The sequence below is a fragment of the Mesorhizobium sp. M1396 genome, assembly GCF_040317725.1.
GTDB lineage: Bacteria > Pseudomonadota > Alphaproteobacteria > Rhizobiales > Rhizobiaceae > Mesorhizobium.
In genome coordinates, this window is sequence record NZ_JAMYLA010000004.1 from 1 (window position 1) to 19,609 (window position 19,609).

The following is a 19,609-nucleotide window of genomic DNA, read 5'->3' on the forward strand; positions in this document are numbered from 1 at the left end:
TATCGTTGCCGTCTTCCAATTCTATGGCATCCGGCACGATACCCTCGAAGCCGCCGAGGGCATTGCCCTGGATGTTGGCGGTACCCGAAATCGTGACGCTGTCGTTCAGGCCGCCGGCGAACAGCGATCCGGTGACCGTGCCACCGCTGATCGTATAGGTATTGCCGCCGCCTTCTCCGAAAACAGATCCGTTGACCGTGCCGCCGCTCATGTCGAACGTATTGACCCCGGTACCGAGATCGACTTGGGTCAGCACAGCCGCTGTGCCAATGGTGCCGCCCGAGATGCTGATATGGTCAACGCCGTCGTTGCCGGAAACCGGCCCGGCGATCGTTCCGCCGCTGATGGTGATTGTATCGTCGCCTAGGTCACCGATGATTTCATCGGTCAGAACGCCGCCGGATACGAAAATCCGGTCGTCGCCGTTATTGCCTTCGATGAAGCCGTTTATCGTGCCGCCGCGCAGATCGATCGTGTCATTGCCCGCGCCACCGCTCACGGCGCCGCCGAGCGTGCCGGCTGTCATTAGGAAGGTATCATTGCCGTCCTCGAGGCCGACGGCGTCAGGTCCGATCGCGGTATCCCCAGCGATCGAGGTCGTGCCGCCGATACTAACGCTGTCGTCGCCACCGCCGGCGAAGAGGGAGCCGTCGATGGTGCCGCCGTTGAGATTAAACGTGTCGGTATTGTCGCCACCAATCACCGATCCGGTCACAAGACCTCCCAGCATCTGGTACTGGTTGAGACCTGCACCAAGATTGAGATTCAACGGAGTCGCCGTGTCGCCAATGGCGCCGTCCGAGACGATGACGCTGTCATCGCCGCCCAGCATACCGACCTCGCCGGTGCTGGCATCCAACGGAAAGGTCTCATCGACGAAAGGCGTCAGTGTTTCTGTCGCCAGGATTTGCCCGCCAGAGATGATGAGCAAATCGGCGCCATTGCCATCATAGAAAGGGTCTCCGCTGACAGGATAGCTGGTTAAGAATGGCGCCGTCGCCGGGTCCGAGGCCGGGCAGAGGATCGTCACGTTCGGCGCGCCTCCACTTAGGCCCGAGAACGCCTGGCAGGCTTCAGCTTCAACCGGCGCCAAAAACGCTGCGGCGCCAATCGCCAGCGCGGATACTCCGCTTAAGCCCAACATCCGGTTCCTGCCGGCCATCATTCCCTCTCCGCGAATAAGTCTCCGTGCAAATCCCCAAAAAGCCCAAATTGCGATTTTCCGCCAATGCATTTTTTGGATCGTCACAACGACGCTCTCGCATCTTCGAAACATAGCACTTGCTTTTTTGTGAGGATACAGTTCGATCTCCGCTGGCGAATATGCGATTGTGCCGGTTTTGGAGGATGCCTTCTGTAGGATGCCGCTTTGCCCGTTCGGCGCGACGACGCAACTCGTTGAAAGAACAAACTGAACGCGGATCGATTCCAGATACATGGCACGGTCGTACCGGTGTTTACAGGAATTTGAGCGTCCCAGAAAAACCACTTCTCCGTGGTTTGTATGCAACCGGCCGCGATGCGGGGCGCTTTATCGAAGGCATGCCATATGCATGTGTATGTCGTACCGGGAACTCCGGCCCCTATCTTTGAAGCGCTTCTTGGTATAAAAATCTGTTGGTCTTCGGCTGAGGTCCAGAAGCGCAAGTAGGATCGCATCAGCTTCGTGGCACGTTTCGACGCCTCCACGATTGTCGCACGGCGGAATGGCATGCTGACATGATCTATCACTACCGTTCCTTTTTACGAATTCCGACATTTCTGCTTTTGCTCTTTGCCGCCGCGATTGCCGCTCACGCGGCGATCGAGCAAACCCCATCGTCACAATCCCGTAACCGGCTGGCTATCGTGATCGGCAATTCCGACTATCAAAGTCCCCGGCTTGAGCATCTCCCTAATGCGGCAAACGATGCCACAAGGCTGTCAGAGAGCCTGAAGCGGCTAAATTTCGAAGTGCTGACGGGAACCGATCTTTCGACCGAGGGTTTCGCCAAACTACTTCGAGAAGCTGATGCAAAGCTGCCGACTGCCAGTGGAGTTTTGATTTTCTACGCCGGCCACGGCGTGCAGTTGCTTGGCGAAAACTACCTGCTCCCGATCGATACGCCCGATCCCGAAAGCTTGGAAAAACTAAAGGCCGGCGCCATCAGGCTGAATGATGTGATCGCGAGGTTCGCGCGCCGGGATCGCCAGACATTCATATTCCTGGACGCGTGCCGCAACAATCCGCTCGGTCCCGGCGCCGGCGCCGGCAATGGTCTGGCGCAAGTTGAAGTCGGTGAAAACACGTTCGTTGCCTTCGCCACCCAGCCCGGCAATGTCACGGCCGATGGCGGCGGCGAAAACAGCCCATTTACCATTGCGTTGCTGAAGAATCTTGAGATCCCAGGGCTCAGCATCTCGGACATGATGATCCGCGTCCGCAACGAAACCGAAGCGTTGACGGTTGGTCGTCAAGTGCCGTGGGATCAATCGAACCTGCGCGAGCAGTTCTATTTCACAGAGCAGCAGGTACTCGATCCAGCACAGTTGAGCGCAAGCCTTTCGCGAATTCTGGCGGACCCCATCGCAAAGAAGAGATTGCAGGTCGAACTTGCCTCCAACGACCTGCAAACTGCCGTGCTTATCGTCGGGCAAACGTTGCGGTCGGTCGAGATTGCGGCACCGTCAGCCGGTTTACCGGAGCCGGTTGGCACTCAGGTCGCCAATCTGTCTCCCGCTGAAACTGTTGAAGACGCCCGCCAAAGCGTCGTCTCCGGCCTCGAAACACTCATTGTCGGCACATCGGCGGGTGAAGCGGATAAGGACAAGGCGGGCGATCTTGCACGCAGCATTCAGACGGAGCTTCGTCGCCTGGGTTGCTACCGGATGCAGGTTGACGGCGATTGGGGCACCGGCTCCATCCGCGCCCTCACCGACTTCTACAAAAATACCAAACAGGTCGCGTCGACGACCGACCCGACCGTCGGACTGCTCGGCGATCTCTTTCTGCGCTCCGGCAGAATCTGCAAGCAGCCCGTCATAGTAAAGCCCAAGCCGGGCAAAGTTGCTTCGGATGCCGGCCCTTCGCGAACCAAAGCAGTCTCCAATCGCAAGACTGCGAAACGCTCACAGGTCGCCCCTGAACGCCCCGCAGCCCCCCCGCCAGACATTGGCGCGGGCATAGGCATTGGTGGTGTGTTTTAGGATATTGGCATCAGACGCACGTGGCGGAGTTGCCCTTGCCGCGCTGTGTGACATGATCTCGGCGTCAGGCCCGGCGGCCGATATGGTCCGCCGACTTCCCGAGGGCGGCCAGCAATGCCACGCCTGCGGCATCTCCGTCGCATTCTCGCGCGGCGGACGCGGGTTCAGCCAGCGCCGGTCGCCGGACCGCACTGCCAGCACCGCGCCTCGTGCCCGTTTGGGTTTTTCCGCGCAGCGAAGCCTGGAATGAAGGACATCATCTCGGCGCCTCCATCCGGTTGTCAAACGGGAGGATGCTGCCGGGGACTTTGTCTCACATCACCCGGATGGGTGAACCGGGCTGCGCTTTTGATAGTGTGCGCCATAGCGCGCTGTCTCTCCGAGGCACAACGTGCTACTGAATCTTACCTTCCCGACCACGGAGTTGGTCGATGCGTGTGGAACGAACTGAGCGGGCCATCGAGGCCTGTTACGATGCGCTCCTGGCGCCGGCCGAGTGGCCTCGCGCCTTGCAATTACTTGCAGAGTCGCTGGGGGCCGAAAGCTGCACCTTCTTCTCAGACGATGAAGAGGTGCCGCCGAAGATGCCCGTCTCTACCGAACACGCCGAATTCCACGAATTGTGGCTGCGCAATGAAGCCGACGCTCCGGACCCGCACGTCAGAAGAGCGCCCGCATTCCGCCGGGCAGGCTATACGACGCTCATCGAAGATCAGATCTCCACGGAAGAGGAGCGCAGGACGCTGCCATATTACCAAGAGATTGCTCGTCCCGGGGCACGGGATTGGTATGCGTCAACGCCCTTCATGGTCGATGAACATCGCTGGAGCATGCCTCTTTATCGTGGCGGGCGTCGTGGCAGGTTCTTTCCTGGGGAAACCCGCTGTTTCGCGGCCGTCGGCCCGCACCTTGGCAGGATCGTAAGGCTCGCCAAGTGGCTTGCAGCGTTCCAGCAGGTGTCGGAGCTCTCGTCGCTTGAACGAGCAAGCTGCGCGGCTATTCTGCTCGACGAAGAGGGCCGGGCAAAGCACCTGAACCTTTCGGCACAGAAGCTGATTGGCGAGGAGTTCCACCTTGTGAGAGGTCGCCCGGCAACCGATGACCCCTGCAGCAACGACCGGCTGCGGCGCCTGCTCTCCCGCGGTTTGCGCTGCCGGCGGGACGGAGCGCCTCCCGCGGCACCGGTGGTCATCAGCCGCGGCGAAAGGCCATGGCTTCTGGCAGAGGTGATGGCGCTGAGCACATTCGGCAGTGATCTGTTCATGGCCGGCTGCGTCGTCCTCCTGCTTATCGACCTGAGGTCTCTGGCGCGCCCGGATGCACTGCGCTTGCGCGCTGCATTTGGCTTAACGGCAGCCGAGGCCAAGCTGGCCGCTCGCCTCGCGTCGGGCGATGGCATCAATGCGGCGGCAATTGCCCCCGGCATCAGCCGCGAAACCGCGCGCACCCAGCTCAAAGCCGTTTTCGCCAAGACCAACACACACCGCCAAGCGGAACTCGCCACGCTCGTCACCCGTCTTCGGCTGCACGCATGATGGCCGTTTTGGTAGAGGAGGGGTCTATGAAGTCCGATCAGGAATTATTCGCGAAAGGTCTTGCCACATACCAGAAGGTTGTCGCGGCGAACTACATGGCCCACAGGGAGGTTTATGGAATGCTGCGCCAAGTTCTGCTCGATGAGGCTTCCGACGGCTTCGTCTTTGCCGATCTCGCCTGCGGGACCGCTCCCGGCTCGGCAGGCGCACTGGCTGGCAGCAATGTCGCACGCTATGTCGGCATCGACATATCTCAGCCGTCGCTCGACGTTGCGAAGGCAGCGCTTGCCACTCTCACCTGTCCGGTCGAACTGCGCTGCGAGGATTTCGTAGTGGCCATCGATTCCTGGGAGGGCCCCCTCGACGTTGTTTGGATTGGCCAGTCGCTGCATCACCTCCTTGCGCAGGATAAGGTGGCCTTTATGCGCAAAATCCATAGCCTACTGCCACGAGGTGGTCTTTTCTTGATCTGGGAGCCGACGCGCCTCGAGGGCGAAGATCGCGAGGGATGGATGAAGCGATTTCATCAGATGCGGCCGGATTGGGCAGCGATCTCCGACGAGGAGTTCGACGCCTTCGAGAGCCACAGTCGCGCGTCCGACTATGCCGAGACGGCCGCGACTTGGATTGGCATGGCCCGTGATGCTGGCTTCAGAACTGCGAACGAACTCATGACGGTGCCGAACCAATTGGCGCGCGTTTACCGTTTCCGTCACTAGGTTTTTCGACAAATTGCTCCGGCTGGATACCGTCGGCATTGCAACACTGAAAGGCGAGTTCCGTTCCTAGAAAGTCCGGAATTGGCGCATTCAAGCCGTGCATCGGTTCGTATCTTGCAACGCCCGTAGCATCTGCCAAGGATACGCGATCCTGATCCGATGGAGCACGGGATGCCGAGCCAAATGAGAAAGCTGACCTTGACCGCGGACCACGTCGCGCGGGTCCACAAGGTCGTTCAAGACCAGGGTTTGACGGCAGGTGCCGAGCTACACACCGATGCCGACTACGACAGCTGGGTCGAGCAAATGATCCGAACTCATCCGGCCCCGAAGGCACCGACCCGCCTGTTCGCCTACGGCTCCTTGATCTGGAAGCCGGAGATCGAGCATATCGGTGAGCAGGTAGGCCTCGCTCGTGGGTGGCATCGCGCTTTCTGCTTTCGCATGACCCGCTTTCGGGGCACGCCGGAGCAGCCCGGCCTTATGATGGCCCTCGATCGTGGAGGGCAATGCAGCGGCGTCCTGTACAACCTACCAGAGGACAACCTCGAACGCCAATTCGGCAAATTGTTCGACGCGAGTTCACCTATAAGCCGGCCAACAGCATGCCGCGCTGGATCACGGTCGAGACCGCCTCGGGAGCCACGCCGGCGTTGACCTTTGTTATGAACCGCGCCTCGCCTCTTTATGCCGGTCGTCAGTCACTTGAAGCAGTTGCCGATGTCCTGGCCCGGGCCTGCGGTCATTGGGGCACCGGGGCCGAGTACTTGCTCAACACGGTTTCTCACCTCGAAGCCAAGGGGATACGCGACCGCAACCTCTGGCGGCTGCAACGCCTTGTGGCGGAGTTGATAGAGCGAAACCCGGCGGAGGGGAACGCTCTTTGAGCCAACGGAGCGGTCATTGCGCACTTCGCTTCAAGCGTCCGCAGTTGGCGCTTCCCGTTGGTTAATACACCTGAGCCGCAGAACGCCCGTCATCAGGGTCGAAGGACTGGCTAGGGTGGAACTTTTGCCGCACGATGCCGGCAACGGAACAAGTAGTTGGCGCCAAATTCGGGACATTCGGGTTTTAGAGTCGACATTCACGCTACAGGCGGGTCGACGTCTAAAATGCTTTGATCGGGTTGGGGATGCAGTCATGACCGAAAGCCCAAAGATAAATATTCGCTCTTCTGAAATCGACGACCTCCCAGCTCTGAGTCGCCTGATTTTCAGGACCGTCGAGACCAGCTACAGCGGCGTCTACCCTCCACGCGCGATCGCATTCTTGAAGCAATTCCACTCTGAGGAAAAGGTCTTGCAGCGCATTGAGACAGGAGTGACACTCGTTGCGGAACAGGGTAGCCAACTGATCGCGACTGCAAGTCTTGACGGCCAGGAAATCACGGCTGTCTTTGTCGATCCTGATAGACAACGATTGGGATTCGGGCAGCTGTTGATGCAAGACTTGGAGGAGCGGGCTCGAAAAAACGGTCTCAGAGAGACGATTCTAAGCGTCTCACTTCCGTCCAAGAAATTCTACGAGCGTCTTGGCTATCAAATTGTCGAAGAGCGCATCAAGGATTTAGGCGATGGCCAATCGCTCAAATTCTGGAAGGCCAAGAAGAGACTCGTTTCTCCAACCGAATGACGGCTTTCGATCTGTCGTGCCGCGGCAAGGACGTCCGACTTAGGGTCAAGGCTTGCCGCAGAATTTCTCCCCACGAAGGATAGAGAAGGGTGGTCGCATCAGATCGTAGCGCGAACGGCAGGTTTGGAGAAACGCCATGAAGGTCAGCAACTGGCGCGTTCTTCCGCTTGGCGAGCGCGTAACAATGACCCCTCGTTGCTGCCGTTCAGTCGCAAAATCCCAAAGCCCGGATAGGGTGACGCGCATCTAATATTCCGAGACACCGGCCGCGCGGTGCGAGGCCATGTCTGTCAAACGGCATCCAAAACTGACCCCGGATTGGAGTGCGCCCCTTGGGGCGAACATCTATCAGGCGGCGTTTTGACCGGTCTGCCGGACGTGTTGATCCTCAAATTGCTGCGGGCTGAGATATCCCAGCGCCGAATGTAGCCTTCGTTTGTTGTAGACCTCCTCAATGAAGCGAGGAAGGTGCTCGGTGACTTCCTCGAAGGTTTCGAAAGCCATCGGGTAAACGGCCTCGACCTTGAGCGTCTTCATGAAGCTCTCGGCCTTGGCGTTGTCATAGGGACTGCCCTTGCGTCCCATCGAACCGAACAGCCCTGCATCTGCCAAGAAGTGTCGATAGGCTTCCGCCGCATATTGCGATCCGCGATCGGAATGATGAATGCAGCCAGGCGGCGGCTGTCTTCCGGCAATTGCCGCTTGCAGGGCAGCGACTGTCAAACGCGCGTCGATGGACCGGCCAATGGCGTAGCCGGCGAAATCCAGTCATCGATGTACTCGGATGCGCGGTTGTGGCTGTCGAATGCGGCAAACCCTCTTCAGTGACCATCGACCATCCCGGACGCAGCTGTCGACCCTATCAAACCACCACCCCTCGAAAACGCTTAGGTACCCAGATCAGGAAGAGCCCGTGCGAGGGAGCAAAACTGGAGCCCGTCGCATGAAGTCCTCGTTTTTCGCTTGCGCAGCGTGTGAAGGGACTAGCCAACCTCGTCCCACTCGTCGATTGCCCCGACAAAATCCTGACAGCGGAGATCAACCGGGACAACGAAGGTCCCTGAGCGTTTTGTGAGCTACTTTGGCGCTAGCGTGGTCCCCATGACCAGCATCTAAAGGTGCGGGGATTTCGAAGTGGGACGCGCTCTTCCCCTTTCCTCTGTGGGAGCGAACTGGGCCGCCATCGCCGCCTTCGCCAAGCGACAGGTAACGCCCGTGACACCGCAACGCCACCAAGATCGGCAAATTTACACCGAGCGGCATGGCGGATAAGACTGGGCATAGGCGATCGGTGTCCCAAATGAAGGGCCTACTGGAGATCAAGATGCTTGGCCAACTGGTTGTCCTGCGGGACGCCCGGGAGATCGCGCTGCCGCCGTCGAAGAAAACCCGCGCTCTACTCGCCTATCTGGCGGTGACGAACCGGAGGCAGCGGCGCGACCATCTGTGCCAGGTGTTCTGGGACATCCCGGACGATCCGAGGGCTTCGCTGCGATGGAGCCTCTCGAAGCTCAGGCACATCATCGACGACAATGATCACTGTCTCAGGACCGATCGGGACAGCGTGCTTTTCGACACTACCGGTGTCGACGTCGATGTGCGGGGGGTCGCCCACCTGACCGCCGGCGATGTGTGCTCACTCGACACCCAACGGCTGGAGGCGACGGCTGCCTTGTTCCGGGGGAGGTTCCTTGAGGATCTGGATCTACCGCGCTGCCCGGTGTTCGAGGCGTGGCGCACATTCCATGGCGACACCTTGGATCGCACCCGATTGATGATCCTGCAGGCGCTTGTCGAGCGACTGCGCTCGGACCCTGAGCGGGCGCTTTCGCACGCGGAGACACTGCAGTCCCTCGATCCGGCCAACAAGCAGATCGCCTTGGAGGTTCGATCGCTGGCCGCCGCGGCCAGGCAGCGCGCGTTGCAACCGCCGCTGGCGCGCGAGGAGCACCAGGCGTTGGCCGAAGGCTCCGCGACGGGCGCCCAGCGTTCCCAGGAGATACACTATTGCAGCAGCCCGGACGGAGTTCGGATCGCCTATGCGATTTCGGGCAGGGGCCCGCCGCTGCTTCGCGCGGCGCACTGGATGTCGCACCTGCAATACGAATGGGAAAGCCCGGTGTGGCGACACTGGATCGATTCGCTTTCGACCCGGAATACCCTGATCCGCTACGATGAGCGCGGTAACGGCCTCTCCGACTGGAATGTCGGCGACGTCTCCTTCGACGCCATGGTCACTGATCTGGAAAGCGTAGCCGACGCAAGTGGTCTCGACAGGTTCCCCCTGCTCGGCGTCTCGCAAAGCTGCGCCATATCGATCGCCTATGTCGTCCGCCACCCCAAGCGCGTATCGCGTCTGATCCTCTATGGCGGCTATGCAAGGGGCCGGCGAAAGCGGGGTGACAGCCACCAGTTCGACACGCATGACGCGATGACCACCCTGATCCGCGAGGGATGGGGCAAGGACAATCCCGCGTTCCGCCAGCTGTTCACCGAGGCATTCATTCCGGGTGCCAGCCGGGAGCAGATGGCTTGGTTCAACGATCTCCAGAGACAGACCACGTCGCCACTCAACGCCAGCCTGCTTCACACCACTTTCGGCGACATAGACGTCTCGGCGATGCTGGGAGACGTCGGCGTTCCGACGCTGGTGCTGCATGCCAGGAACGATGCCGTGGTTCCCTTCGAGGAAGGCAAGGTACTCGCGGCCGGCATACCGGGAGCGCGCTTCGTCGACCTCAACAGCACGAACCATATCCTGCTCGGCGACGAGCCGGCCTTTGCCGATTTCATGCGGGAAGTCAGGTCCTTCATGGCCCACCCGAAGTGAGGGAACGGCCGGGCCCGCGCCACCGCGGCTTCCGCAGCCTGGAATTCCTACGCTCATTTCAACGCCCGCGACAACACTCCCGCTAACGCCAGGCGGCGACCATCGGCGCCATTCAAGCAAAGGAGGACCCGAGATGAAGATCCATACTGTGATCGGCGGAGGCGGCGTGAAGCTGCATGTGCGAGAATGGGGCAAGTTCGACGCTCCAGCCATCCTCTTCATCCATGGATGGTCGCAAAATCACCTGTGCTGGAAGAAACAGTATGAGAGCCGGCTGGCGAAAAGCTTTCGCCTCGTCGCCTTCGACCTTCGCGGCCACGGATGTCGGAAGCGCCCGAGGCACACGAGCGGTATACCGAGCCGAAGCCATGGGCAGATGATATCGCTGCGATCATCGACCAGCTCAAGCTCGACCGACCGGTGCTCGTCGGCTGGTCCTATGCGGGCTTCATCATCTGCGACTACCTGCGTGCATACGGTCAGGACGCGATTGCCGGCATCAACTTCGTGGGTGCGGCGGTCCGCTCGACCGCGCGGTGTTCGGGGTCCTGATCGGCCCGGGTTTTCTCGATCACGTGCCCGGCGCGACGGCGGACGACCTTCCTTCAAACATCCAGGCGATGCGCGAATTCGTGCACGGCTGCACCGCGCGGCCACTGCCGAAGGCCGAATATGAGGTCGCGCTGTGCTGGAACATCGTCGTTCCGGCAAGGGTGCGGGCCGCGCTCGTTACTCGCGCGGTCAATTCCGACGACGTTCTGGCCACACTGCGCAAATCCGTGCTGATGACCCAAGGCCGCGATGATACGGTGGTTCTGCCGGCAATGGGCGAGCACATCCTTCAGATATGCCTCACGAGCAGCGCTTCTTGGTATTCCGAAGTCGGACACGCCCCCTTTATCGAGGACACCCTCCCGCTTTCAATCGCGAACTCGCCGATTTTGTGCGGAGCGCGAGGACATCATATGTCGATAAGGATACGAGCCATCGAATAGCTCTTGCCGGATTGGGCTGATCGGCTGGCGTGACAGCGCCCCTGCCGTTCAGCACGCGCTGCACCGTTGCCGTGCCGCTTTGCGAACGCGCGGTCTGGCTTCTCTTCACCGCTTATGCCGCGTCGCTGATCGCGGCAAGGCTGTGCTTCGACCACCTGCCTGACAGGCTAGGAGGCGCGCGCGTCGCCGTGATCTTCGTGGCGGGTGAGCAAGGCATACCGATCGAACCACGGCTAGCGGAAACAACGACCGAACTGTTCCCGAACGTCGTCGAGGCTCGTATGGCATACGCATGGAGAGCGAAAGCGGTGAAACCATGAGCGCCGGCAGGCCTGCGTCACGCCCATTTTCAGCACACCGTTGGTCATGCGATGGCGCCGAGGCTCATTGTTAACACCAGCACGGATAGTTGGTGTTAACAGTGCAGTGATTGCGCTCACTGAACTTCCCGCGTAGGAGCGAGATAGTCAACAAGGAGACCGAACTATGGACGACGCAAGCGAGCAGTCGGGCATCGATCTGTTGGGGCTGACCGCAGACATTGTCGCCGCCTATGTTCAGAACAACGCGACTCCGGTGTCGGGTCTCTCGGATTTGATCCTCAGCGTCAATTCTGCTCTGTCAGGGTTAATAGAGCCCGTCGCCCCACCGCCACCAGTGCTGACTCCAGCGGTAAATCCGAATAAGTCGGTGTTTCCCGACTACATCGTAAGCCTCGAGGATGGGCGCAAGTTCAAATCTATGAAACGCCACCTAGGTTTGCTGGGCATGACACCGGACCAGTACAGAGCTAAGTGGGGTCTTGCGAAAGACTATCCTGTGGTGGCGCCGAGCTACGCGGCCCAGCGATCAGCGCTCGCAAAATCCATGGGCCTTGGCCGCAAGGCAGCTGCGAAAACGCCGCCGAGGAAAGCGTAAAGGCGAAAAGCTTAGGCGTCCCTCGGTATCTGTAACTTCTAGACTTCCGCTCCTAACGGACGCATTCTCCCTCCTGGGAGAGGGCGATGGGCAAAGCAGTTCATCTCAAATGGACAGGACGACGAAGGCCATGGTGGCACGCGCATCGCGCCAGTCACCTCGTAATGGTTCTTGCACTACTTTGGTTTACGTCCGTTGCTTGCGGCGATCAGCGCCAGCTCCCGCGGGTCCATTCGTACGGCACTTCACCGAGCTATGTCGCGGCGCGGAATATGGGCTGCGACATCAAGGGGAACATTAACGAGCGCGGCGAGCGCATCTATCACATCGCCGGCCAAGCATATTATTCGGCAACGCGCGTGAATCCGGCCCGAGGCGAGCGCTGGTTCTGCTCGCAGTGGCAAGCATGGTGGGCCGGTTGGCGGAAAGCCAAGGTGTGATGGTGGCGACCGCCTTGGACCTGTTTATTGCCCTTGATAGCCGCGAATAGCCCTCATGGCTCTCCATTGGTTCAACCCTCCCGTCTACGTTAGGACTGACCGTCCTGGCATCCGCTTCGGGGTCAGCCACGTCGAGGGTGCCGTCGAGCAGCTCCTGAAGTGGACCAAGCGCGGCCCTAAGTGGAAGCAGGCGGTTGAGACCTGCATGGCCGCAATGGAAGGCAACGTGCCCACTCAGGAGGTACGCAGGGCATTCGAGGCGGCGGCCAAGGAGGAGAGCATGTTCCTCCCACCCGCATAGGTCTCCCGGCCCGTCTTGACTCCGTGAATCCAGAGAACCGGCCGGGCGCATCCAGATCACGCCGGAAGGATCGGAGAGCGCGCCTTCGCCTGAAACGAGTGACGAGTGGCGACAACAAGATTGAGTGCAATGGCGTTTCGCTGCGGAGTCGATCCGGACGTGTCGTCACGCCAATTCCATCGCGTTGGCCGAAATGCTATCCGGATCGACAAGCACTCGCTTTCACCTCGTTCGATTGAGATTGCCAGGACCGCTGATTTGGGGATGCTCACTCGCGCCACGACCGGCTCTGGCACCGGGACTCCGCGATGGCCCCTTGCGAAGGATTCGGCAATCCGTCGGTCGGTCGTCCAAGACAGGCCGTGCACGCGATCCCTGCTACACCCACGATAGATCTGAATGACATCGGGTAGCTGATCGTAGAACACGCGATCCCTGCCTTCCAGGAAATCCTCCATCGGCTGATGGAACTGCAGCAGTTCCAGGAGTTCATCCTGCTGATGCCAGGTCGCGTCCGACGTCGGCCAGACGTTGTGGAATACGCCAGAACAACTCGGCTGGAAGATACCATCGTCCAGCATGAACTGAAGCCGGTTGACCGAGTCGAGCCCTCCAAGGATTCGCTTCCACGTCACGTCAAGCTCGATCACAGTAACTCCCGGAGTGAGTGCAAAAGAAAACCAGCGACCTGCCGGTTTGGCAATTTCAGCGAGCGGCACTGCCAGTATGAGAACGTGCCCGGAAGCGCGGCAACAACCAGCAAAAGCGTCGATTGCTGGGGCGAACCGACGCGGTCCCGCGTGTCAGATCCTGTTTTCCCAACCCTGTCAGATTTTTCCAGCACTCTTCCAAATTCAATTTTTCGAGGGTGTCATGGTCCATCAGGCTTCCTCTGGGAACTCACCCACTGGCTGCTGCCCGAAGACAACTTTGGACCGGAAGCGGATGTCGTCTTCTGGCTCTGCAAGGAAGATTGCAGACGATCAACCTACTGGAGATGGGTCGTGGGGCGCTCGGCGGCGGCGATGCCCGAGCGCCTGGACCTTCGGCTAGGTCTGGTCGATTCGTTTGCCGGCAAGATCGGCGCCTATCTCGTCAAGGATTGGTGGATGGCGCTAGTGTCTCGGTTTGAAATTTTAGACACCTCAGAAACGACCGTTCAGCTAAGCATCGAGATGTGGTATGATTCGCCTCATGGGGAAGAAGAAGAAGAAGGCAAAGCAGGCGATTGATGCGCCGTTAGAGGGCGGGCTTGAAGCGGAGGCAGCTTACTATGCCCGCAAGGTGGCATCACTAGAGACGAGGCCGCCAAGATCATCCGGGAAGCCCAGGCACCGAAGCTCTCGATAGTCCACAAGGACGCCGTGACGGGCAGGTAACCGCTTAGCTACCTGCTTTTTGTAAAGGACCGCGCTTGCCCACCTTCGGCGCAACGGCTTCCATCACTGAGGCGTACCTGGATGGCGCGCTGGTCGTGGTCGGTCAGCTCATGCGGGATAGTCAGGGCTGACCGGCGAGCAAGACAATCAGGCGAGCCCTCCACGCAGTAGCGCACATCTTGACCGTACAAACGACGACGATTTCGCGCAGGTGCAGGGCTCATCATTTGCACCCTGTCATCTCTACCGCTACGTTTCTCCACCCAGCCCGTTTCCAGCCCGCGTTCATATTCTGAAGGACCCATGACATCCGATAACAAAGCGCGTGAACATTTCGCCATCGATCTCGCGCGACGCGCCGGTGAGTTCGGCCTGAAATATTTCCGCGATCTCGACAGCCTTACCATTGAGAGCAAGGGCCATCAGGATATGGTTTCGCAGGCCGACCGAGAGGTCGAGCTGTTCATCCGCGCGGCGATGAAAGCTGCCTATCCGGACGACGGCATTGTCGGCGAGGAACATGCCTCGGTCGCCGGATCGACCGGGCATGTCTGGGTGATCGACCCGATCGACGGCACTGCGAATTTCGTGCGCGGCATTCCGGCTTGGTGCGTGGTCATCGCCTGCGCCAAGGATGGTGATACCGTGGTCGGCGTCATCCACGAGCCCTCCACCGGCGAGACCTTCCATTGCCGCAAGGGCGGTGGTGCGTTTCTCAACGGCAAGCCGATCAGGACAAGTGCCGTCACCAGCCTGACCGAAGGTTCGGTCGGCATCGGCTTCTCCAACCGCGCCGAGATGCAAAATATCGTTACGCTCATCCGCTCTCTGGTTGCCGAAGGCGGCGTGTTTTTCCGCAACGCTTCGGGTGCGCTCATGCTCGCCTATGTCGCTGCCGGCAGGTTGCTGGGCTATGTCGAGGAGCACATGAACGCTTGGGATTGCCTGGCCGGCATGCTTTTGGTGGAGGAAGCCGGCGGCACAATCGTCAAGCCGGACCCGAGGACCGTTCTGGAGAAAGGCACGCTGGTGATCTGCGCCGGCAACGGTGTGTTCGCCCAGATTCGCGACCTCTGCGTCGAACCCTTCAAGCTTTGATCAGAACCGGGCCGCGCTCCGGAAAGCCGATGCCGACACTGTGGCCCTCCTGAAACGGCTCATCGACGTTGCGCGACAACACGAACACGTCGCCAAGCGCCGTGGCAATGACCAGTTCGAGATGGCTGCCGGCATAGGTGACCTTTACGACCGTACCTGCGATCGTCTGCGGCGCGCCGGCAGGACCGATCTCGATGCGACTTGGACGGACGGCCAGCTTCGCCGGGCCGGCCCGGTGCCCACGCGCCGGCAGTTTCAAGGTAAGCGAACCGAGCCGAACGGCCGCTTCGTCCCCTTGCACTGAGACCACCTCGCAATGCAGTATATTAGCTTCACCGATGAAGTCGGCAACGAAAGCGTCGGCTGGCGCATCGTAGAGTTCGCGTGGCGTGCCGTCCTGTGCGACCACTGCCTTGTTCATGACGATGATGCGGTCCGAAACCGCCAGCGCCTCTTCCTGGTCGTGCGTGACATAGACCACGGTCAGCCCGAGCTTTATCTGGATCTCCCTGATTTCCTCGCGCACGTGCCGGCGCAGTTTGGCGTCGAGGTTGGAGAGAGGCTCGTCGAACAGCAGCACTTGCGGTTCGAGCACCAGCGCGCGCGCCACCGCCACGCGCTGCTGCTGACCACCCGACAGTTCGCTGGGCAGGCGCGCCTCGAAACCGGTCAGGCCGACCAACTCCAGCCCGGCGCGGGCGCGGGACGCGGCCTCCTTCTTGCCATGGCCGGAGAAGCGCAAACCGTAGGAGACGTTTTCCATCACCGTCATGTGCGGGAACAACGCATAGGACTGGAACACCATGGATACGTCGCGGTCGGTGGCCGGCAGCCGAGTCACGTCGTCGCCGCCGATCAGGATACGGCCGCTGGACGGCATTTCCAGGCCGGCTATCATGCGCAGCGTCGTCGTCTTGCCGCAGCCGGAAGGTCCGAGAAGTGTCACCAGCTTTCCGGCTTCGATTGCAAGTGAGATGTCGTTCACCGCCGGCGTACTGGCACCTGGATAAGTCTTGGTGACATGCTCGAAAGTCACCGAGGCTGCATTGCCGCGAATTTCGGCCATCACCCGGCTCCTGCTATTGTCGTCTGGCCGCCTGGCGTTGCGGGCAGGCTGACATTGGTGCGTACGCTCCAGCCGCCGTCGCCCCCCTGGATGCCGCGCCGGCCGATATTGCGGCTGCCGACGACCAGCTGCATCAGGCCGATGACCACCAGCATGACGACGATCAGTACCGTCGAATAGGCGATAGCGATGCCGTACTCATTGTTCTCGACACGTCCGACGATGTAGCTGGTCGAAAGATCGTAGCGCGCACTGACCAGGAAGATGACGGCGCTGATTGCGGTCATCGCACGCACGAAGGAATAGACAAGCGCTGCCAGCATTGCCGATCTCAGCAATGGCAGGATGACGCGTCTGAAGGTCTGCCAGGAGTTGGCGCCAAGTGTGAGCGAGGATTCGTCCAGGCTGCGGTCGATCTGTGACATGGAGGCGACGCCGGCCCGCACGCCTACCGGCATGTTGCGGAAAATGAACGACAGCACGAGGATGATGCCGGTTCCGGTCAGTTCGATCGGCGGTACGTTGAAGGCAATGATGTAGCTGACACCGATGACGGTTCCCGGAATCGCGAACGACAGCATCGTCGCGAATTCGAAGGCATTCTTGCCACGGAAGTTCTGGCGAACGAGAAGGTAGGCGGTCAGAAGTCCTATCCCTGCGGTCAGCGGCGCCGATATCAGTGCTATTTCCATCGTCGTCCAGAACGAACTCCATGCCGAGCCCGACCAATGGATGCCGAATTCATTCCAGCCGATGGAGAATGCCTTCTTGTAGTTCTGCAATGTGAGGCTCTGATCGACGCCCCACAGCTTGACGAAGCTGCCATAGAAGATCACCGCGTAGACCAGCACGGTGAACGCCGTCCATATCCCAGCGATGATATATAGCGCGTGTGTCAGCCCCTCCGGCAAGCGTGGATGGACGCCGGCGTCGCCCTTGCCGGTGACAGTGGTATAGGAGCGCCTGCCGATCCAGAAGCGTTGCGCATAAAAGGCGCCAAGCGTGAAGCCTAGCAGCACCAGTGCCAAGATCGCCGCAAGTGCCGCATCGTTCTGCGCGCCGACAATGGCGAAGAAGATTTCCGTCGACAGGACATCGTAATTGCCGCTCAGCACCAGCGGATTGCCGAAGTCGGCCATGCTTTCGATGAAGCCGAGCAGAAAGGCGTTGGCGAGGCCTGGCCTCATCAGCGGCAAGGATACGGTCCAAAAGGTCTGCCAGCGGCTGGCGCGCAGCGTCTGCGAGGCTTCTTCCATGGACGGGCTGACGCCTTCGACAACGCCGATCAGAACCAGGAAGGCGATCGGGGTGAAGGCGAGAACCTGGGCGATGAGCAGGCCGGGAAGTCCGTATACCCAGCGTGTTGGCTGGATGCCGAAGACGCCGGCGACGCTCTGTGTCACTGCGCCCGACAGTCCGAACAACAGGATGATGGCAAGGCCGATGACAAAGGCCGGCGTGATGATCGGCAACACGGTCAGCGCACGCAGCAGCTTGCCGTGGCGGAAACCCGTGCGTGTCACGACAAGCGCGAACACCAGCCCCAGAAACATGGTCAGCAGACCGACGAGTACAGCGAGCAGCAGCGAGTTCCAGGCAACGCCGCAGCGGCTGCCGCCGGCCAGACAAGCCAGGCTCCAGAGGCGCGAACTGAACAATTTGGCCAGGAACGCGACAAGCGAATAGCCTCCGTCGTCGGTCTGCATGGCGTTGGCCAGCATCATCAGGATCGGCATGAAGATGAAGACGGAAACCACCGCGACGACAAAGCCGATTGAGCTGACGACGAATACGTCGCCGCCGACGGCACCGCGTGCGGCAATACCCAGGGTGAACAGGAACAGAAAGGCGCCACTGACCAGCAGGGCGCCGTAACCCATGCCGAACTGGCGGTCGCCAAGATCGCCGAACAGGCTGGTCAGCCAGCTGAACTGCCAGCCGTGCAATCCGATGGCGAAGCCCTGGAACAGAAGCCAGCCAAATCCAGTAGCGCCGACAATGACGAGCAGCCGGCCGAAAAACGGATCGGATTTGTTGCGACCCCACAGAAGCAGCGGCGCCGCCAGCAGGAAGCCGAGCGGCGCCAACCACAGTTTCCCGCCCTTGAGGGCCAGAACCAGCGCCGGTGCGAATTTGCTTTCGAACGGGTAGCCGTCTAACAGCCAGGAAAGGCCGAAGAACCCGTCCTCGATGCCGTACCAGGGCAGCAAGGCAAACCCCACCCATCCGATCGCCATCCAAAGGACGGCGGTCGGTTCAAGGGGCCAGCGGGTTTGACGAAAGCGCATCTGCTATTGCGGCAGCGACGCGACCTCCTCGTCCCACTTTTTCAGCAGGCGCTTGCGCTCTTTGCTCGACCCATACTTCTTGAAGTCGTAGTCGATCAGCTTGATGGCAGAGAGGTCAGGCGCCTTGTCGGAGGTTTTTGCCGCCTTGTTCGACGGAACCTGGAATGACCCCGCATCCTGCGCCTTAGACTGGACATCGGCCTCGAGCGCCCAGTCGTAGAATTTTTTCGCGGCTTCCATGTTGCGGGCGCCCTTGATGATCGATTCCGAGCCGATCTCGTAGCCGGTTCCCTCGCAAGGGGTGACCGGAACGATCGGGAAGCCGGCAACGACCTGCGACACGGCGTCGTGGATGAAGACGATGCCGATCGTGGTTTCACCAAGCCCGGCGGCCTTGATCGGCGCCGAGCCCGACTTGGTGTATTGGTTGACGTTCTTGTGCAGGGCTTTCAAGTACTCGAAGCCCTTCTCCTCGCCGAACAGCTGGACGATCGTCGCCAGCATGTTGTAGGCTGTACCTGAGGAATTCGGGTTGGCGACCTGAATCTGTCCCTTGTATTCCGGCTTGATCAGATCGGCCCAGCATTTCGGCTCGGGCAGATTGTTCTTGACGAGCAGATCCTTGTTATAGCCGAAGCCCAGTGCGCCGGAGTAGATGCCGACCGTGCGGTGGCCGGATGTTTCCGCCTGCTTGATCGCCCAGGGCTGCAACTGATCGATCAGGGGTGATTTGTACTCCTCGGTCAGACCCTCCTCGGCCGCCTGTAGGTGCGGGTCACCGGTGCCGCCCCACCAGATGTCACCCTTGGGATTGGCCGCCTCGGCGCGCAGCTGCGCGTAGATTTCGCCGGCGCTCTTGCGGGTCATGTCGACGGTGATGCCGGTCTTTTCCTCGAAGGCCCGCGCCGTCTGCTGGCACCAGACCTCGTCGACGCCGCAATACATGGTCAGGCTTTCGGCGGACGCCGATGACGACGCGCTCCACATGCCGGCGGCAAGGATACTGGCGCCGAGAATTGCCCTTTTTATCATGTTGAATTCCTCCCTAAGTTATTTGCCGACTTATGAAACCCAGATAGGCGGAAAATACAAGTTGGAAGCTAGCACCCGCCGACCGAGTTGCAGCGCTTTCCATAGATGGCGCTGCGCATAACTCACAGTTTCCATCTTACTGAGGCCGCCTGCTCACTGGCGGCTGTAGCGAAACGTGGGATGCAATTCG

Annotated in this window: 20 protein-coding genes and 1 pseudogene; 16 read left to right on the top strand and 5 right to left on the bottom strand. The window is 60.3% G+C overall.

The genetic code is table 11. The features are described from left to right. Positions 1-1,438, bottom strand: a 1,438-nt coding sequence (locus NKH02_RS03530) for a calcium-binding protein (protein WP_502913771.1), incomplete at its 3' end; no start/stop codon positions are given. 281 nt (positions 1,439-1,719) lie between these two features. Between NKH02_RS03530 and NKH02_RS03535 the strand changes: the two genes are divergently transcribed. The 6 genes from NKH02_RS03535 (at position 1,720) to NKH02_RS03560 (ending at position 7,072) form a co-directional block, all read left to right on the top strand. Continuing rightward, entirely contained in the window at positions 1,720-3,186 is a 1,467-nt protein-coding gene (locus NKH02_RS03535; protein ID WP_352876420.1) for a caspase family protein, read from the top strand. A gap of 431 nt (positions 3,187-3,617) precedes the next feature. Continuing rightward, entirely contained in the window at positions 3,618-4,721 is a 1,104-nt protein-coding gene (locus tag NKH02_RS03540) for a helix-turn-helix transcriptional regulator (RefSeq protein ID WP_352876422.1), read from the top strand. 26 nt (positions 4,722-4,747) lie between these two features. Next, positions 4,748-5,440 (top strand): class I SAM-dependent methyltransferase, encoded by a 693-nt coding sequence (locus NKH02_RS03545; RefSeq protein WP_352876423.1) that lies wholly within the window; start codon positions 4,748-4,750, stop codon positions 5,438-5,440. A 306-nt stretch (positions 5,441-5,746) separates the two neighbouring features. Then, positions 5,747-6,097 carry a gamma-glutamylcyclotransferase gene (locus NKH02_RS03550; RefSeq protein ID WP_352876607.1) on the top strand — a complete coding sequence of 117 codons (351 nt, stop codon included), beginning with the start codon at positions 5,747-5,749 and terminating at the stop codon, positions 6,095-6,097. Next, complete coding sequence (locus tag NKH02_RS03555; protein ID WP_352876425.1) at positions 6,046-6,327, top strand: gamma-glutamylcyclotransferase; 282 nt, start codon at positions 6,046-6,048, stop codon at positions 6,325-6,327. The genes NKH02_RS03550 and NKH02_RS03555 overlap by 52 nt, the downstream gene beginning before the upstream one ends. A 253-nt stretch (positions 6,328-6,580) precedes the next feature. After that, on the top strand, positions 6,581-7,072 hold the full coding sequence (locus tag NKH02_RS03560; protein WP_352876427.1) for a GNAT family N-acetyltransferase: 492 nt from the start codon (positions 6,581-6,583) through the stop codon (positions 7,070-7,072). 348 nt (positions 7,073-7,420) lie between these two features. Here the strand turns inward: NKH02_RS03560 and NKH02_RS03565 are convergent, their stop codons facing one another. After that, positions 7,421-7,840 (bottom strand): integrase core domain-containing protein, encoded by a 420-nt coding sequence (locus tag NKH02_RS03565; RefSeq protein ID WP_352876610.1) that lies wholly within the window; start codon positions 7,838-7,840, stop codon positions 7,421-7,423. A gap of 532 nt (positions 7,841-8,372) precedes the next feature. Here NKH02_RS03565 and NKH02_RS03570 point away from each other — a divergent pair. The 10 genes and pseudogenes from NKH02_RS03570 to NKH02_RS03615 all read left to right on the top strand — a co-directional run bounded on the left by NKH02_RS03570 (position 8,373) and on the right by NKH02_RS03615 (position 15,033). Beyond that, positions 8,373-9,902 (top strand): bifunctional AfsR/SARP family transcriptional regulator/alpha/beta hydrolase, encoded by a 1,530-nt coding sequence (locus tag NKH02_RS03570; protein ID WP_352876430.1) that lies wholly within the window; start codon positions 8,373-8,375, stop codon positions 9,900-9,902. 133 nt (positions 9,903-10,035) lie between these two features. Next, positions 10,036-10,185 (top strand): annotated as a pseudogene (locus NKH02_RS03575) (alpha/beta fold hydrolase); the annotation flags it as partial. Positions 10,186-10,223: 38 nt separating this feature from the next. Beyond that, positions 10,224-10,454 carry an alpha/beta fold hydrolase gene (locus NKH02_RS03580; RefSeq protein WP_352876431.1) on the top strand — a complete coding sequence of 77 codons (231 nt, stop codon included), beginning with the start codon at positions 10,224-10,226 and terminating at the stop codon, positions 10,452-10,454. Then, positions 10,439-10,897, top strand: coding sequence for a hypothetical protein (locus tag NKH02_RS03585; protein WP_352876433.1), 459 nt, complete (start codon positions 10,439-10,441; stop codon positions 10,895-10,897). The genes NKH02_RS03580 and NKH02_RS03585 overlap by 16 nt, the downstream gene beginning before the upstream one ends. Positions 10,898-10,926: 29 nt before the next feature. Then, positions 10,927-11,217 (top strand): hypothetical protein, encoded by a 291-nt coding sequence (locus tag NKH02_RS03590; protein ID WP_352876435.1) that lies wholly within the window; start codon positions 10,927-10,929, stop codon positions 11,215-11,217. 166 nt (positions 11,218-11,383) lie between these two features. Next, on the top strand, positions 11,384-11,815 hold the full coding sequence (locus tag NKH02_RS03595; protein ID WP_352876437.1) for a Ros/MucR family transcriptional regulator: 432 nt from the start codon (positions 11,384-11,386) through the stop codon (positions 11,813-11,815). 86 nt (positions 11,816-11,901) lie between these two features. After that, positions 11,902-12,255: a sunset domain-containing protein gene (locus NKH02_RS03600; protein WP_352876440.1), complete on the top strand. Its 354-nt coding sequence runs from the start codon at positions 11,902-11,904 to the stop codon at positions 12,253-12,255. 55 nt (positions 12,256-12,310) lie between these two features. Next, a complete protein-coding gene (locus NKH02_RS03605) occupies positions 12,311-12,556 on the top strand; it encodes a DUF982 domain-containing protein (protein ID WP_352876442.1) in 246 nt (81 codons plus the stop codon). A 464-nt stretch (positions 12,557-13,020) separates the two neighbouring features. Further along, positions 13,021-13,788: a hypothetical protein gene (locus NKH02_RS03610; protein WP_352876444.1), complete on the top strand. Its 768-nt coding sequence runs from the start codon at positions 13,021-13,023 to the stop codon at positions 13,786-13,788. A 450-nt stretch (positions 13,789-14,238) separates the two neighbouring features. Further along, complete coding sequence (locus tag NKH02_RS03615) at positions 14,239-15,033, top strand: inositol monophosphatase family protein (protein ID WP_352872571.1); 795 nt, start codon at positions 14,239-14,241, stop codon at positions 15,031-15,033. Here NKH02_RS03615 and NKH02_RS03620 read toward each other — a convergent pair. From NKH02_RS03620 to NKH02_RS03630, 3 genes are read right to left on the bottom strand one after another with little or no spacing between them, the layout of a single operon-like run. Next, positions 15,023-16,099, bottom strand: coding sequence for an ABC transporter ATP-binding protein (locus NKH02_RS03620; protein WP_352876446.1), 1,077 nt, complete (start codon positions 16,097-16,099; stop codon positions 15,023-15,025). The two genes, NKH02_RS03615 and NKH02_RS03620, sit on opposite strands and share 11 nt — an antisense overlap. After that, positions 16,099-18,336 carry an ABC transporter permease gene (locus NKH02_RS03625; protein ID WP_352872569.1) on the bottom strand — a complete coding sequence of 746 codons (2,238 nt, stop codon included), beginning with the start codon at positions 18,334-18,336 and terminating at the stop codon, positions 16,099-16,101. The genes NKH02_RS03620 and NKH02_RS03625 overlap by 1 nt, the downstream gene beginning before the upstream one ends. A 54-nt stretch (positions 18,337-18,390) precedes the next feature. Next, a complete protein-coding gene (locus tag NKH02_RS03630; RefSeq protein ID WP_352876447.1) occupies positions 18,391-19,419 on the bottom strand; it encodes an ABC transporter substrate-binding protein in 1,029 nt (342 codons plus the stop codon). Positions 19,420-19,609 lie beyond the last annotated feature (190 nt).